This is a genomic window from Ruegeria sp. YTSC002 (assembly GCF_059609845.1).
On the sequence record NZ_JBXWML010000002.1, the window covers coordinates 437,622 to 453,370 of the forward strand.

A 15,749-nucleotide genomic window follows, 5' to 3' on the forward strand; every position below is an offset into this window, starting at 1 on the left:
CGTTATGGCACGATTCAATATGCCCAACCCAATCCCTCTGCTCATGGTGGCCGTGATCCTGTCGGTGTCGATGTCGCAAATGGTTGCCGCCAGCGACAGTTTCATGGACCCGCAAGGACCCATTGCCGCCATCCAGAAAACGCATCTGCTGCGGGCGACCGCTGTGATCATGGTGGCTGTTATCCCTGTGCTGATACTGGTGCCGTTGATCGCGTTTCGTTATCGCCGCCGAAGGACCAGTCACGCAGCTTACCGACCGGATTGGGATTTTTCCGCGAAACTGGAATTCCTCATGTGGGGTGTGCCCGTTGTGATCGTGGCGCTCCTGTCGTTCTACCTTTGGAAGGCCACCCATCGGCTTGATCCTTACGCGTCGACCTTTGGCGAAGACCCGGCCTTGCGTGTGCAGGTTGTCGGACTGGATTGGAAGTGGCTGTTCATCTATCCCGATCTTGGTATTGCCAGTGTGGGCGAGTTCGGCATTCCCACCAAAAGGCAAGTGGCCGTGACGCTGACCACCGATACCGTCATGCAATCCTTCATGATCCCTGCGCTGGCCGGCCAGATTTACGCAATGCCGGGCATGACCACCCAACTGCATCTGGTCGCGGACGCGCCCCAAGTCATGCAAGGCGAGAACACGCAGTACAACGGGCGCGGCTTTACCAAACAGAAATTTCGCACCGTAGCGATGCACAATGATGAGTTCGAAGCATGGGCGCAAAAAGTTCGTGACAATGGTATCCAACTGAACCCCGCAACTTATCAAACGCTTGCGATGCGGACGGACAGGGATGAGGTGCAGGCGGCACTGGGCACTGACAAGATGCCAAAGGACGCGCTGTACTTCACGATGGAACAAGATTTGTTTCAAAGGATCCTGCACCGCTATCACAAAGGCAAAGCGCTGCCGGTGGATCAACAGCCGGGAACGGCATCTTTCGGGCAGGAGGGGCAGCAATGACGCCGTCCTATTCAGGGTTCCTTGGCCGCCTCGACTGGGATGCGCTTCCGATCACAGGGTTGATCCAGAACCCGAACGCAAATGAGATCGTTGCCAACGCCGCTGCCGCAATCGTTTTGGTTGGCGTTGTCGTCGTGGTCAGCCTGCTTAGCTGGTTTCGATTGTGGACGCCCCTTTGGCGCGATTGGCTGACCAGTGTTGATCACAAGAAGATTGGGATCATGTATGTCGTCTTTGCCATCGTCATGCTGGCGCGCGGCGTGTTGGAAGGCGTCGTCATGCGCGCGCAGCAGGCCGCGGGCCCGGGCGACGGGTTCCTGGAAGCCGAACACTTCGCCGAGTTGTTCAGCACCCATGGCACGATCATGATTTTCTTTGTCGCGGTGCCCTTTGTCTTTGGCATCGCGAACTTTGTCGTTCCGCTGATGATCGGGGCGCGGGATGTGGCGTTTCCTCGGTTGAACCAGATCAGTCTGGGCCTGACGGTGTCCTCCGGCATGATGCTTATGGTTTCGCTGGTGGTGGGGCGGTTCTCGACCGGCGGCTGGACGGCCTATCCGCCGTATACCGGGGCCGCCTTCAATCCGGGCGTTGGGCCTGACTACTGGATCTGGGCGATCGTTGTTTCGGGTGTCGGCACAACGCTCACCGGGATCAATTTCGCCGTCACGATCTACAAGATGCGCGCGCCGGGCATGACCTTCATGCGGCTGCCGATGTATTGCTGGACCATCATATGCAGTTCGATCCTGATCGTCTTTGCCATGCCGCCGTTGGGCGTCGCGGCGCTGTTGCTGGCGGCGGACCGCTATTTGGACTTCCACTTTTTCACCAATGACCTCGGCGGCAACATGATGAACTATGCCAATCTTTTCTGGCTGTTCGGCCACCCCGAGGTTTACCTGCTGGTTCTACCTGCCTACGGCATCTACTCTGAGGTTTTTGCGACCTTTTCGGCCAAGCGGCTCTACGGCTACAACTCGCTTGTCATCGCCACGATGTCCATCGCGGTTCTGTCGTTTACGGTATGGCTGCACCATTTCTTCACCATGGGGCAGAGCGCCCTGATCAACGCTGTATTTGGTATCGCAACGATGCTGATCGCCATTCCCACCGGTGTAAAAGTCTATGACTGGATGGCGACTCTGTGGCGGGGTCGCATCCGGTTCTCGGTGCCGATGTTGTATGGCTTGGCGTTTTTGATGTTGTTCGTGATTGGTGGCCTGAGCGGGGTGATCCTGGCCAATCCGACCGTGGACTATCAGGTACACAATACGCTGTTCCTGGTGGCCCACTTCCACAACGTATTGTTGCCGGGGGTGCTGTTTGGTCTTTTGGCCGCCTATAACTACTGGTTCCCCAAGGCGTTCGGCTTTCGCCTGAACGAGGTCTGGGGCCGCGTCACGGTTGCCCTCTGGACCATAGGGTTTTTGCTGACCTTCATGCCGCTCTATTTCGTTGGGCTGATGGGGATGCCGCGTCGTTCTTTCAGTTACGATGACCCATCCTTCCATCCTTTCATGATGGTGGCGATCGTTGGGGCGCTGGTGATTACCTGCGCGTTGTTCTCGGTTCTGATCCAGCTTTGGGTCAGCATCCGCGACCGCGAAAAGACCCGCGTTCCCGTTGGGGATCCATGGGATGGGCGGACGTTGGAATGGTCAATCCCGTCGCCGCCGCCGCCATACAACTTTGCGATCATTCCAACTGTTACGGATCGGGATGATTTTGCAGCAGCAAAGGACAAGGGTGCAGCCTATCCAACGCCCGACGCCTATGAAGATATCGAATTGCCGCGCAATACAGGCATTGGCTTTGTCCTGTGTGTTCTGAGCGGTATCTGGATGTTTGCGCTGGTCTGGTGGATCTGGTGGTTGGCTGCATTGATGACGGTTCTGATGATCCTGGCGGTGATCGTCTGGACGTTCGATGACAGCACCGAGCTGACCATACCAGCGGAAGAAGTGCGCAAGGATCACGAAGCCTGGCTTGCACGGGTGCACGGCGAAAAGGCGGTGGATCGCGATTTTGAAACGTCTCCGGAAAATCGCGGCCTCGCCCGCCCCGATCTGGAGGCGGTGACATGAAGCGCGCGCCCACCCACAGCTATCCAGGTATCAATCTGGGGGAACGCCACGCGAGTGCTCATAAGGCGACCGAGGTCGTCACATTCGGGTTCTGGGTCTTTTTGATGAGTGACCTGGTCTATTTCGGCCTGATGTTTGCGATCTATATCACGATGATCGATGCGCAGGCCGGTGGTCCCGGCCCGCACGAGCTGTTTGATCTCAAAAGCATCTTTGCGCAGACGCTCATCCTGTTGACAAGCAGCCTGACGGTTGGCCTTGCCATGCTGGCGCTGAAATACAATCTGCCGCGCGCTCGGATTGTCTTGTGGTTTGGCGTCACGCTTTTACTGGGGATCAGTTTCCTTGTGCTTGAGGTGCGTGATTTCATGGCCATGGCGGAACAAGGTGGCATTCCACAGCGCAGCGGTTTCTTGTCGGCCTTCTTCGGACTCGTTCCTCTGCATGGTCTGCACGTCGCCGCAGGATGCTTGTGGCTGATCGTTCTGGGAATCCAACTGCGCATGAAAGGGATGACGGACGTCATTATCTCACGCGTAGTGCGGTTGGCACTGTTCTGGCATTTTCTCGACCTGATCTGGATCGGGATCATCACCATCGTTTATTTCGGAGGTCTGACCTATGGATAAGCGCTCTGAAATGCACCGTCGCGAGCGTCGGCGCTATGTGATCGGATACGGTGGCTCGCTATTGCTGACGCTGGCAATGTTCGGCGCGGCCTACCTGTTTGGGATCGAAACCCCCGGTGTCTACCTGACCATTGGATTGCTGGGCCTGGCCCAACTTGTTCTGCAACTCGTTTATTTCCTGCACATCGATCGCCGGCGCAGCAGCCGCGAAGACCTGCATCTGGTTCTGTTTTCCACCATGGTTCTGTTGATCATGATCCTTGGAACGGTCTGGGTGCTGGGCAATCTGGCAGTTCGAATGCATATGCATGTGATGTGATTTTCGTGGATTGCAGAAAAAAGGGGATGTGAGAAAGAAGCCACTCAAAACTAAGGCCGTGGCTTTGGTAATCGCTGCAATTGCGGGCGGGCTTGTTCTGTTCTGGAGGCACTGAAAAGCGGGTTGAAAGCGAAACAGGATGATTTTTTGTTTTCGCGGGCACAGTTTGAAATAGCGGAAACCGACCTTGCCTGGGCCAAGATCCGTGCTGCGGCCGATGGATGGGTCTCAAACCTGACCCTTCGCCCCTGATCCTCGGTGTCCGCCGACGCACCGCAATTCTCGTATAGTCGAGTCTTCCGATTGGTGGGTGGACGGCAAATGACCCCAGCGGCGGTGCTCAGCCAGAACGTGACGCCTTACAACCCTGCGGCCCAAGCTTATCGGCCGCACGGCCTTGCACCAGACAGCGTTGAAGGTGCTGCCATTCTGGGCCGGGAAACCATGAAGCAGGCCGAGATGATTTCCTATCTGACCGTGTTCAACAATCTGGGTCTGCCTGCCTTGGCGACAATTCCATTGCTTTTCTTCTGTTGTGCCCCGAATTCCGGGTCACATGTTGCCGCTCATGTGCATTAGCGCGTCAAGGTCAGCCCAAGCCACAGGGCGAACCAGCACAGCGCCAGGCTGATCAGGATATTGCCAGCCGCCAGAACCAGAGTGCGCTCGCGCCGAAGTTCAAGAGATTGATAGGCAAAGCTGGAAAACGTGGTGAACCCGCCGCAGAATCCAAAGACCAGCCGTCTTTGGTCTTCGGGGATGTCGACAGGGCCGCCCAGATAGCCGATCCAGACCCCAAGCAGCAGGCTGCCCACTACATTGACGATCAACGTTGAAAAGGGCAAGTCGTGCCGCACTTTCAAAGCCAGCCAATGACGTAGGACCGCCCCCAGGCCTCCGCCCAGTCCGAACATCGCATGAAGATAGAGGTCATTCATGACGGTGACCTTTCGGAATGAAAATGGTTGCCCAGCTTCTCTCCGACCAGCGCAGCGCCAATGCCGAAAGCGATTTCCAACCCGACGGCAAGCGGCACGGCCCACGGATCACTTTCGGCAATACGTTCCAGATCAGCCACAAAAGACGAAAAGGTGGACAACCCACCACAAAACCCGACCGCGCCCAGATGCAGCACATGCGCGTGCACCTTGTGACGTATAGAATACAGCCACCCCAGGACGAAACAGGCCGCCACGTTGATGCCGAAGGTCGACGTCAGGAAACCGAGGCCGGGGATTTCCAGCGCAAATACTTCGCGCAGCAACGATCCCAGCGCCCCGCCGGCAAAGACAGCGAGAAACATAAGGCTCTTTCGGTCGCGCCGGGGTTGGGAATGCGTCTTTGTCACGTGTATGCCTGTCGTATTCTGGTATGCGTGGCATATCCACTGGCGACACCCTGTTCAACTGTCGAGCGGCCGTAACGCGTTTTCACGTTTTCGTCTTTGAGCGGATAAATTCCTGCGAAAGCTTGCAATTAAAAATCAATCTGTTTCACGTTGAGTGCTGTTGGAACGCGCAACGACCGGTCGGAAACACAAGGAGACAGGAACATGATTGTACGCAGGATCTACTATTTTCTGAGCTATGTCTGCCTGCCGCTCGTGTTGCTGTTGGGGTTCTTCTGGCCACCCCTACATTGGCTTTTGGTCATCTTGGTGCCCTACGCGGTCATCGGCCTTTACGACATTCTGACAACCAAGCACAATGTGCTGAACAACTATCCGGTTCTGGGTCATTTCCGGTACATGCTTGAATTCGTCAGCCCGGAAATCCGACAGTATTTCGTTGAAACCAACGAAAGCGGCAGACCTTACAATCGGATCATTCGCGGGCTGGTTTATTCTCGCGCCAAGGGCCAGATGGACACGCAGGCTTTCGGAACACAATACGACATTAACGAGGTTGGTTATCACCGCGCAAATCACTCACTTGCGCCCAAACACGTAGATGAAAGTGAACTCCGCGTGATGCTGGGTGGACCGCAATGCACAAAGCCATACAGCGCCTCGCGTCTCAATGTTTCGGCCATGAGTTTCGGCGCGCTGAGCGCCAACGCCATCCGCGCGCTGAATGGCGGGGCAAAGGACGGAGGCTTTGCCCACAACACCGGTGAAGGCGGGTTGTCTCCTCACCATCTGGCCGAAGGCGGCGACATCATCTGGCAGATCGGGACGGGCTATTTTGGATGTCGAACGCCGGAAGGCGGGTTTGACAAGGACAAGTTTGCCGAAAGGGCCACAAAGGATGTAGTCAAGGCAATCGAGATCAAATTGTCCCAAGGTGCCAAGCCTGCGCATGGGGGCGTTCTGCCCGCTGCCAAGGTCGATGCCGAAATTGCCGAAATCCGCGGGGTGCCCGAGCATCAGGATGTGATTTCCCCCCCAACTCACAGTGCTTTTGACGGGCCCTCGGGGTTGATGCATTTTGTTCAACATCTGCGCGAAATGTCAGGCGGCAAACCTGTCGGCTTCAAATTGTGTATTGGCAACCCGTCCGAATTCATGTCGATCTGCAAGGCCATGCTCGAGACAGGGATTTTGCCGGACTTCATCACCATTGATGGATCGGAAGGGGGAACGGGCGCGGCTCCGGTCGAGTTCACCAACCGTCTGGGCATGCCCCTGAACGAGGCGCTGATTTTCGCAAACAATTGCCTGCGTGGGGTTGGGCTGCGTGACAAGATCCGGATCATTTGTGCGGGCAAAGTGGCGACCGGATACGACATGGTCGAGAAATTCGCGCTTGGTGCAGATATGTGCAACGCCGCGCGGGCGATGATGTTTGCCGTAGGTTGCATTCAGGCCTTGCATTGCAACACCAACCGTTGCCCGTCCGGGGTCGCCACCCAGGATCCCGTTCGCGGGCGCGCGGTGAACATCCCGCAAAAGCGGCGGCGCGTTCACCGGTATCACGATGCAACACTGGAAAGCTTCCGCGAACTCTTGGGTGCGATGGGAAAGGAAAAAGTGTCCGAGCTGCATCCACGCGATATTTTGCGACGCACGGCGGACGAGCATGAGCGCACCTATGGCGAGCTTTACACCTATCTCGAGGATGGTGCATTGCTGGCAGATGTGGTTCCCGAGGAATTCGCGGCGGATTGGAAACGCGCTTCGGCATCTCATTTCTGAGGCGGGATCCGGAACAAACAACCGTTTACCCAGAAGGGGTGTGGGCGAATTGCGCCCGCGCCCGCCGTTTCGACATGTGGCTTACCTCAACTGGGATTCGATCTGGGATTGTTGGCCACATGCGTGTTGATCCTGCGAATGCTCCATTCAACGGCATCCCGCATCGCGCGCCCCAAGGCCAAATCAAACGCTTTGATCAGATCTGATGTCTGGTCGCTCGCTGAAATGACGTTTTCCTGAAACGAATTCGAGGCGATGATCTTGTCGTCGTATTCATCGATGACCTTGATGTTCATGCGCACTTCGATACGGATTTTGTCTCCGTTCTCGGGGTCCGCGACAACAATGCCCTGAAACTCGCGCAGGTCCGGTGCGATCACGTAATCAGCGCGCAATCCAACCGTTGACCGGCCAACGGCGGCGACTTTGCCAGAATTCTCAAAGCTCTCGATCAACAGCGTCTGAACGATCAGAGGTGCCCGATCCACCCAACGTGCCTGTGGCAGATACTGGACCTGAAACGGGGTGGGCTGAATGGCGATCTGATCCGTGTTCACCGCGGCGGTTGCTGTTGGTTCTTCAACGACGATCTGTTTCTGTATTCGCGGCAGCGCCGACGAAAACGTGCTTTTGGGTGTCAACAGATACAGATCGTTGGGTTTCGCGGCTTGTTTCAAAGTGCCCAACCCGGCACATCCACCGACCAATGCAAACGTCAGAATTGCAATTGCAGGCTTGATCATTGACGGAACTCCGATGCTTGGGTGCCCAGCAGAAACCGCGCAGGATCACGTTCGACCTTGTCCACCAGACGGTCGAGGCTGATCACCAGACGTTGGGATTCTTCGATGAAGCGGATGAATTGCGGCAGACCCACACGCAGGAAGTCCGATACCTGCCGGCGGTTGGTCTGAACGATGCCGTCAATTGTCCCCAGCAGCTCTGAGGCAGAGTTCGAAGCGCTCAGGACATCGTCTGAAATCTGATCGATCTTGCCGGTGATGTTCGAGACTGTTTCGGTGACCTGGTTGGCCGCCTTCCGGATATCTTCCGCAACGGGCGCCACGTCTTCTTCCATGACGCGGTTGGCTGATTCAAAGGCCGTTTCCGCCGAAGATAACGCCCCTTTGGCCGTGTCCATTGTGGATGTTATCGAACCAAGTGTCGTGTTGGCGTTCAACACGGTCTCGTTCACGATCCCCAAAGTGACGCTGCCCTCATCCGACAAGAGGGTCAACCGTTCGGCCAGTTGCGACCCGCGTTCGATGAAAGGTCGAACGTCCTGCTGCAAGATGCGGTCTGCTGTTTCGATCGTCGTTTTCGCTTCGTCCAGCGCGGCCCTGGCTGACTCGGACGCGGATTTAACCGAATTGAGCGTCTCCGTGCCGGTCTTGAGGGTCGTATCGGCCGTTTCGATCAGAGGGTCCAGACGTTTCGAAAACTCACCAATATCCTTGGCTGCACTGCCAATGTCGCTGGCCACGGATTCAAAACTTGTCAAAGTCTTGTCCAGCCGGCCCGTCGCAGAGGCAAGGTTGTCCAGAATGCTGTTCACGGCTTGGCGGTTCTTGTCGTCAACGACCTTGTTCAGGCTTTCCAGTAGGGTTACGGCTTCGTCCAGCACCTTCGGTGCGCCTTCAAACAATGACTGGATGGTGCTGCGCTTGCTTTTGATCACGCTGTCCTGCGGCAGCCTTTTGGCAGTCGGCGACCCGCCGGTAAGTTCAACGTAACCGACGCCGGTTACACCCAGCGATTGAAGCTGGGCGATCGTTTCTTCGGTGATCGGAATATCTGCATCCACTTCTATACGCACGCGAACCTTGGACGGATCGTCCTTGTCCAGGTTCAAAGAGAGCACCTGCCCAACAGGAAGACCGTTGAAATTTACCCCACCCGCCGCCGAAAGCCCCGAGACGTTGTCGAACAATACATCGTAATAAGCGTATTGGCGGGTCACTTCGAATTTCGCCAACCACAGGAAAAAGCCGAATACGCCCAACAGCCCCGCAAGGGTGAACGCGCCGATCAGGATGTAATTTGCTCTGGTTTCCATCGCTTTTACCTGCCCTGACCCTTCTGTTGCGCCGCGCGGGCGCGGGGGCCTGTGAAATATTCCTGCACCCAAGGATGGTCCACTTTGGTCATATCCTCAATCGGACCTTCAACCAGCACGCGTTTTTCTGCAAGCACTGCAATTCGGTCGCAGATGGCGTAAAGGCTGTCCAGATCGTGGGTGACCATGAAAACAGTCAACCCAAGTGCCTGCTGCAATTCGCCGATCAGTTCATCATATGCAGCCGCGCCAATCGGGTCCAATCCGGCAGTCGGTTCATCCAGAAAAACGATTTCGGGATCAAGCGCCAGCGCCCGCGCCAGTGCGGCGCGCTTTCGCATGCCGCCCGACAGTTCCGATGGAAACTTGCCGCAACTCAGCTGGGGCAGACCCACGAGGCTGATCTTCAACGCACCCAGTGACTCCATCAGTTTTTCACTGATGCCCGTGTGCTCTCGCAGTGGGGCCATCACGTTTTGCAATACGGTCAGCGATGAAAACAGCGCGCCGTCCTGAAAGGCCACGCCCCAGTGGCGTTCGATCCTGCGGCGATCTTCTTCAGGGCCGTTCAAGACATCCACGCCCAGCACTTCGATACTGCCGGCGGCTGGCTTGTTCAGACCCACAATCGTACGAAGCAAAACGGATTTTCCGGTTCCGGACCCGCCAACGATGCCCAGAACCTCGCCACGCCAGACATCAAGGTTCAGATCGTCATGAACCACCTGCGTTCCGAATTGGCTTCTGAGACCGCGAACGCGAATCACGGCGTCACGCTGCGATGCGTTCTGTTCCGTTTCGTGTTGCGTGCTATCGTTCATGTCAGATTCCGATTTCGGAAAAGAAAATCGAAAACAATGCGTCGATTGCAATCACCATGAAAATGGATTGCACGACCGATGCGGTTGTGCGCTGCCCCACACTCTGGGCCGACCCTTTGACCTGCAAGGCCTGCCAGCAGGCTATGACCCCAATGACCAATGCAAAGAACGGTGCCTTGATCAAGCCAACTGCAAGTTGCCAGACATCGGTGTTTTCTTTCAGACGAGTGACAAACATGCCCGGGCTTACGCCCAGATCGATCCAGCTCATCAGGGCGCCGCCGAATAGGCCGGCCATATCTGCGACAAAGCCAAGAATGGGCAGCATGATCAGCAACGCCAACACACGCGGAATGACCAGAACCTCGATCGGGTCAAGGCCCAGTGTTCGCATGGCGTCGATCTCTTCCTGTACTTTCATCGAACCAATCGAGGCCGTGAATGCCGAACCCGAGCGGCCGGCGACGATAATGGCGGTCAGCAAAATTCCCAGCTCTCGCAGAATCGAGATCGAAATCAGTTCGACCACAAAGATTTCGGCCCCGAACTGTTTCAATTGTGTCGCACCCTGAAAGGCCAGCACGACACCGATCAGAAAACCCATCAGGGCCACGATGGGAAGGGCTTTGACCCCGGTTTCCTCCATATGAGTGACAAGGGCCGCTTTGCGCAGGCGCCACGGCATGATCAGGGTCCGAAACAAGCGGTGCAGGGTGAGGCCCAGAAACTCGAGGATCGACAGGGTATCCTTCCAGGCTCCGAATGTGCCCTGACCCACATGAGCGACCCAGTCCAGAAAACCGCGAGGGTCCTCGAGCTTGCCGGGTTTGTCCGGGATACTGCGGGTCACGGTTTCTATCAGCGCCGCATGCGCGGGTTTCACGCCTTGAATTTCCAGCGTGGCACCGTTTGACGTGAACCTCCGGCCCAGGTCTGCAACCAGCCAGGCTCCGCCCGTATCCAGTGCTTCGACGCCGGACAGATCAAAAATGACATTGCCCCCGCAAGGTTGGACCGCAGCAAAATCACGCTCCACGGTTTGCAGGGATTGTGTGAGCAACTCACCAGAAATGCGCACTTGATTGCCGCTGGCGTCGCGCTCTGATGTTATCGTTGGCTGCGTCATGGTGCCATGTGAAGTAAAACATTCAATGCCCGCAATGACTTTGTGCCATTTGACCCGGTTTTTGCCGCAAAGAATGGCCTTGGCGTCACGCCGGACCATGAGTTGGAGCAAGCGCAACTGGACACCAGGAACGTATTTTTTCGGTTCAAGTCAGGCCGGAAAAGAAAACGCAGGGCCGCTCGACTAATCGGTTGCGCGAAGATCGGAAGCGGGACACATTCCGCTGCGGAACCCTGGGTGCGGAATTCGGAGAAGTCGGTATGCATCACGCCAAGAACGTTCTGTTCATCATCATCGACCAATTGAGGGCAGATTGCCTGAACGGCGCTCTGGCCGAGCACGTGAAGCTACCGAACCTGCGGGCTTTCATGGACGAAGCGGTGAGTTTTATGCGCCACTTCTCTGTCACCAACCCCTGTGGGCCATCCCGCGCATCGATTTTGACCGGCCAATACGCGATGAACCATCGTTCCGTGCGAAATGGTACGCCGCTGCGTCATGACACGCCGAACATCGCCACGGAAATGCGAAAGGCGGGTTATATGCCGATGCTGTTCGGGTACACCGATACGTCTGCCGACCCCCGAGTCCATGATCCCAACGACCCCGTGCTCAAATCTTACGAGCAATCGATGAACGGGTTCCTTGAAGTTGTCGAAATGCGCCTGGAAGAGTCATACCCCTGGCAATCGTATTTGATGAAGAAAGGCTACACGTTCGATACATATTGGGATGTCTACAAGCCTGTCTCTCCGGATGGTCAAACGCCCAGGCTGAACGACCCGGCCATGTATCGGGCGGAACACAGCGACACAGCCTTCCTGACCGATGCGTTTCTGGACGGTATTGCACCTCATCGTGGCCAGGGGTGGTTTGCTCATCTGACGTACATCCGTCCGCATCCACCTTTGGTTGCGCCTGCTCCGTATAACGACATGTACGATCCGGCGGATATACCGCTGCCGCAGCGATTGCCGAGCGAAGCCGCTGAAAAGGCGCTTCATCCGTTTTTCGGCCCAAAGCTGGACGCCTATACGGCAGAAAAGTTTGTTCATGGCTTTGCTGATGTTGAGCCAACGGATGAAAATATACGCACTTTGCGCGCCGTTTATCTGGGATTGGCGACCGAGGTCGATCACCATATCGGGCGCGTTGTTCAGTATCTCAAGGACAGCGGGCAATACGACGATACCATGCTGATCATAACGGCTGATCATGGCGAAATGCTGGGCGATAGGTACAGCTGGGGGAAAATGACTGTGTACGATGCGGCCTATCACACACCGTTGATGATACGCCTGCCGGGGAACGAGGCACGGGCCGGCGCAAAAGTCACCGTTCCTACCGAATCAATTGATGTCACGCCGACAATCCTTGATTGGATTGGGCAGACAGTTCCAAACGCCATGGATGGCAGGTCTTTGCTGCCCTTGTTGCATGGCGACGTCCCCGATGACTGGCGCTGCTATTCCTTCAGCGAGCTGGATTTCTCCGAACCCGAAGAACCGACCGTCTGGCAACAGCGGTTGGGAACGGGAAACAGTGATTCATGTCTGGGAATATTGCGGGACGAACGATTCACGTTGATCGAATTTGCAGCTGACCTCCCGCCGATCCTGTTTGACCACCAGGGACAGGGAGAATTCGAAAATCTTGCGGAAAACCCTGCGTTTGCGGACGATCTTGCCCGGTTGGGCAGACAGATGCTGCGCCATCGGATGCGAAACATGGATCATACCTTGTCGTTGCACTCCATCACGTCCGAAGGCGCGAAGTCCCGTTCCAGGTATTAGGATCACTGCCCGCTTTCGTCCTCTTTTCAGTTGGATCAGGCAAGTTGCATGGGACGTTTTGTCGTTCATCAATTCCACTACCGGCGCATCAATTCTGATGGTACCCATGGGGTGTGGAGAAGACGAACCTGGACATCACCGAACAGCGCATAAAGGCGATGACGACTGCCGGACTGAATCTCATCGGTCAGGCGCTTTCGATCTATGACAGCAACCTGAAACTGGTGCTGAGCAATCGTCGGTTCAAGGAAATGTTCGACCTGCCGGACGAGCTGGTCGAACGCGGAGCCTTGTTTCGGGATACCATCCATTTTCTCGCCAGCCGTGGCGAATACGGTGACGAAGAAAGTGTGGAAGAAATGGTGAACCTGCGCGTCGAGCAGGCTTTGGCGTTTGAGCCTCATTACATGGAACGCGTAAGGCCCAACGGGCAGGTTATCTCGATAGAAGGCGCGCCGCTGCCGCAGGGTGGATGGGTTGCGGTCTATACCGACATAACCGGCACCCGGCGTGCAGAAAACCTGCTGCGGGCGCGATCGGAAGAACTGTCGGAACAATTGCTCGGCCACGCCGAAGAACTGTCAGCAACCAACCGAAAGCTTGCGGCCACCATCAAGGCATTGGAAGAGGCCAAACGCGAGCTGACCGAGATCGAAGCCCGCACACGCATGATGACGGAAATGATGCCGGCTCATATCGCGCATTTGGATAGCACTGGTCGATATGACTACTCCAACCGCCGTTTGAGTGCGGTCCTGCCCGGGCGCCCGTCGGAAATTCTGGGGCTTCACATATCTGAAGCGCTTGGTGCAGCCGCGTTTCGGCGGGTCGAAGCGCATCTGGCAAAAGCATATGGCGGAGAAGCTTCCGTATTCGAGTTCAACGAGGATCAGGATTCCCGCCGCATCCGGGTTTCGTTCACGCCGGATGACGCCGGAGGCGTCTATGTAATGTCGGTTGATATCACCGAAGAAACGCAGGCGCGCGTCGTTTTGCAGCAAACGCGCCGGCGGGCCATGGCCGCCCAGATGACCAGTGGATTGGCTCATGACTTCTCCAATTTGCTGACGATCATCCTTGGGATGCAGTCCAAACTGAACAAAATGGACCTGCCGGATGAAGCACATGAACTGGTTGCCGCGACACAGCAAACCGCGCGTCGGGGTGGGCAATTGCTGAACCGAATTGCAGACATGACCGGGAACCGAACGCCACAGCCTCAGGCCACGGACATGAAGGCGCTGCTGGAAGACCTGAGAATATTGGCCTCGCCTTCCTTGCCGCGCGGCGTCGGTTTGTCGGTGGTCAACACTTTGCCGGACCGGGCTTTGATGCTGGATCCGGGAATGGTGCAGGATGCGTTGCTGAACCTGGTGCTGAATGCGCGGGATGCCTGCGGCAGTTCGGGCCAGATTACAATAAGCGCGCACACCATCGGAGAAATTTGGGTTGAAATCGCCGTATCAGACACTGGCCCGGGCTTTACACCCGAGGCGCTGGAAAAGGCGCTGAACCCGTTCTTTACCACCAAGGGAAGCGACGGGTCGGGGCTGGGTCTGCCCATGGTGTATGACACTGTGAAGCTCGCCGGTGGCGATTTGCATCTCAAAAACACGCCATCAGGCGCGTCCGTTGTTTTGCGGCTGCCATTCCGACCTGCTCCTCCCGTGCAGAACGGTTTGGTACTTCTGGTTGAAGACAGTGAAGATCTGCGGGGTCAGTTTCGGGACATGCTGGTAGAGCTGGGCTGCGCCGTCATCGAGGCCAATTCGGTAGATGAGGCGCTGGCGCTGATAAACAGCGTTGAAGACATTTCTCTGGTCCTGTCCGATATCCGTCTGGAAGGAAGTGGTACCGGTCTGGACATATTGCGGCAGGTGAAGCCGGGATTGCCATGTATCCTTATGACGTCGCTGCCCAGTTCGGACCCGTTGTACCAGCGCGCCCTTGCGTTGGCCCCGGTGTTGCGTAAACCGTTTTCGCAGGCTCAATTGTCAGCTCTGATCCAAACCGAGGCCGCCTGATGACGCAACCGCTGGTTACCATCCTCGACGACGAACCCGAAATCCGACGCATCCTGACGGACGCTCTGGAGGATGCCGGTTTCCGAACGCAGAGTTTTTCCCGCGCGCGAGAGTTCGAGGCTGCGCTCAATCGTGTGACGCCTGATGTCTGTCTGGTCGACCTGTCTTTGCCGGACACGGATGGGCTGGCGTTGGTTCATCGTCTGGCGCTGGAACAAGGCGCGGCCGTGATCATCATTTCGGGGCGGGCGCAGGTGCAGGACCGTGTTACGGGGCTGGAACTTGGCGCAGACGACTATATTACGAAACCGTTTGACCCTGCGGAAGTCGTGGCGCGGATCAGGGCAAGGTTAAGAACACCCCGCACTCAGACCTCACATTCGGATACGGCGGAATTCAACGGCTGGACCGCACATTTTGACCGATATGTTCTTGAAAGTGACACAGGTGAGGAAACACCGTTCAGCCATGCCGAGGGGGAAGTCCTTCGTCTGTTTCTGGAAAGCCCCAAGCGGCTGATCAGCAGGGGGCAAATGCAGGAGTCCCTGGGCGGTGCAGCCGGCGACAGTTTTGACAGGGCGATGGATGTTCGGATTTCCAGGTTGCGCACAAAGCTGGGAGAGGACCCCAAGAACCCGCGGTTGATCAAGACGATCTATGGAGCAGGGTATATATTCTTGGGTGATGTTGGTTGGAAGTAGATGCAGATCCGACCGGTAGAAACTTGGTCAGATGAGTTGTTTTCCATGTCTGTTTGAACCGCCCCGGTTTTCCCGGAGGCTGCTGACACCGTGATA

At 56.5% G+C, this 15,749-nt stretch carries 15 protein-coding genes; 9 read left to right on the forward strand and 6 right to left on the reverse strand.

Features of this window, described 5'->3' with window-relative positions; translation table 11 throughout:
- Nucleotides 1–4: 4 nt before the first annotated feature.
- The 5 genes from AC2FFD_RS07235 to AC2FFD_RS07255 all read left to right on the forward strand — a co-directional run bounded on the left by AC2FFD_RS07235 (nucleotide 5) and on the right by AC2FFD_RS07255 (nucleotide 4,578).
- Nucleotides 5–964, forward strand: coding sequence for a cytochrome ubiquinol oxidase subunit II (locus AC2FFD_RS07235; protein WP_496872695.1), 960 nt, complete (start codon nucleotides 5–7; stop codon nucleotides 962–964).
- Entirely contained in the window at nucleotides 961–3,051 is a 2,091-nt protein-coding gene (locus tag AC2FFD_RS07240) for a cbb3-type cytochrome c oxidase subunit I (protein WP_496872696.1), read from the forward strand. Before AC2FFD_RS07235 ends, AC2FFD_RS07240 begins: the two co-directional genes overlap by 4 nt.
- The gene (locus AC2FFD_RS07245) at nucleotides 3,048–3,680 is read left to right on the forward strand and encodes a cytochrome c oxidase subunit 3 (protein WP_170347099.1); all 633 of its coding nucleotides are present in this window, start codon (nucleotides 3,048–3,050) and stop codon (nucleotides 3,678–3,680) included. Before AC2FFD_RS07240 ends, AC2FFD_RS07245 begins: the two co-directional genes overlap by 4 nt.
- The gene (locus AC2FFD_RS07250; protein ID WP_254440049.1) at nucleotides 3,673–3,999 is read left to right on the forward strand and encodes a cytochrome o ubiquinol oxidase subunit IV; all 327 of its coding nucleotides are present in this window, start codon (nucleotides 3,673–3,675) and stop codon (nucleotides 3,997–3,999) included. Before AC2FFD_RS07245 ends, AC2FFD_RS07250 begins: the two co-directional genes overlap by 8 nt.
- Nucleotides 4,000–4,320: 321 nt before the next feature.
- Nucleotides 4,321–4,578, forward strand: a complete 258-nt coding sequence (locus tag AC2FFD_RS07255; RefSeq protein WP_496872699.1) for a hypothetical protein — start codon at nucleotides 4,321–4,323, stop codon at nucleotides 4,576–4,578.
- Here the strand turns inward: AC2FFD_RS07255 and crcB are convergent.
- On the reverse strand, nucleotides 4,575–4,937 hold the full coding sequence (gene crcB / locus AC2FFD_RS07260) for a fluoride efflux transporter CrcB (RefSeq protein ID WP_170347103.1): 363 nt from the start codon (nucleotides 4,935–4,937) through the stop codon (nucleotides 4,575–4,577). The genes AC2FFD_RS07255 and crcB overlap by 4 nt on opposite strands.
- The gene (locus AC2FFD_RS07265; RefSeq protein WP_496872701.1) at nucleotides 4,934–5,302 is read right to left on the reverse strand and encodes a fluoride efflux transporter FluC; all 369 of its coding nucleotides are present in this window, start codon (nucleotides 5,300–5,302) and stop codon (nucleotides 4,934–4,936) included. The genes crcB and AC2FFD_RS07265 overlap by 4 nt, the downstream gene beginning before the upstream one ends.
- Nucleotides 5,303–5,551: 249 nt before the next feature.
- On the opposite strand from AC2FFD_RS07265, the gene AC2FFD_RS07270 reads away from it, so the two are divergent.
- On the forward strand, nucleotides 5,552–7,132 hold the full coding sequence (locus AC2FFD_RS07270; RefSeq protein WP_425079084.1) for an FMN-binding glutamate synthase family protein: 1,581 nt from the start codon (nucleotides 5,552–5,554) through the stop codon (nucleotides 7,130–7,132).
- Between the two features lie 86 nt (nucleotides 7,133–7,218).
- Here the strand turns inward: AC2FFD_RS07270 and AC2FFD_RS07275 are convergent, their stop codons facing one another.
- From AC2FFD_RS07275 to AC2FFD_RS07290, 4 genes are read right to left on the reverse strand one after another with little or no spacing between them, the layout of a single operon-like run.
- Nucleotides 7,219–7,875 (reverse strand): ABC-type transport auxiliary lipoprotein family protein, encoded by a 657-nt coding sequence (locus tag AC2FFD_RS07275; protein ID WP_170347110.1) that lies wholly within the window; start codon nucleotides 7,873–7,875, stop codon nucleotides 7,219–7,221.
- Nucleotides 7,872–9,188, reverse strand: coding sequence for an MlaD family protein (locus AC2FFD_RS07280; RefSeq protein WP_425079082.1), 1,317 nt, complete (start codon nucleotides 9,186–9,188; stop codon nucleotides 7,872–7,874). Before AC2FFD_RS07280 ends, AC2FFD_RS07275 begins: the two co-directional genes overlap by 4 nt.
- 5 nt (nucleotides 9,189–9,193) lie before the next feature.
- Nucleotides 9,194–10,009 (reverse strand): ABC transporter ATP-binding protein, encoded by an 816-nt coding sequence (locus tag AC2FFD_RS07285; RefSeq protein ID WP_170347114.1) that lies wholly within the window; start codon nucleotides 10,007–10,009, stop codon nucleotides 9,194–9,196.
- A 1-nt stretch (nucleotide 10,010) separates the two neighbouring features.
- Complete coding sequence (locus AC2FFD_RS07290) at nucleotides 10,011–11,135, reverse strand: ABC transporter permease (protein ID WP_257601272.1); 1,125 nt, start codon at nucleotides 11,133–11,135, stop codon at nucleotides 10,011–10,013.
- Between the two features lie 260 nt (nucleotides 11,136–11,395).
- Between AC2FFD_RS07290 and AC2FFD_RS07295 the strand changes: the two genes are divergently transcribed.
- The 3 genes from AC2FFD_RS07295 to AC2FFD_RS07305 all read left to right on the forward strand — a co-directional run bounded on the left by AC2FFD_RS07295 (nucleotide 11,396) and on the right by AC2FFD_RS07305 (nucleotide 15,653).
- Complete coding sequence (locus AC2FFD_RS07295; protein ID WP_496872705.1) at nucleotides 11,396–12,928, forward strand: alkaline phosphatase family protein; 1,533 nt, start codon at nucleotides 11,396–11,398, stop codon at nucleotides 12,926–12,928.
- Nucleotides 12,929–13,086: 158 nt separating this feature from the next.
- A complete protein-coding gene (locus AC2FFD_RS07300; protein ID WP_496872751.1) occupies nucleotides 13,087–14,952 on the forward strand; it encodes a PAS-domain containing protein in 1,866 nt (621 codons plus the stop codon).
- Nucleotides 14,952–15,653, forward strand: a complete 702-nt coding sequence (locus AC2FFD_RS07305) for a response regulator transcription factor (protein WP_170347119.1) — start codon at nucleotides 14,952–14,954, stop codon at nucleotides 15,651–15,653. Before AC2FFD_RS07300 ends, AC2FFD_RS07305 begins: the two co-directional genes overlap by 1 nt.
- The last annotated feature ends 96 nt before the right edge of the window (nucleotides 15,654–15,749 follow it).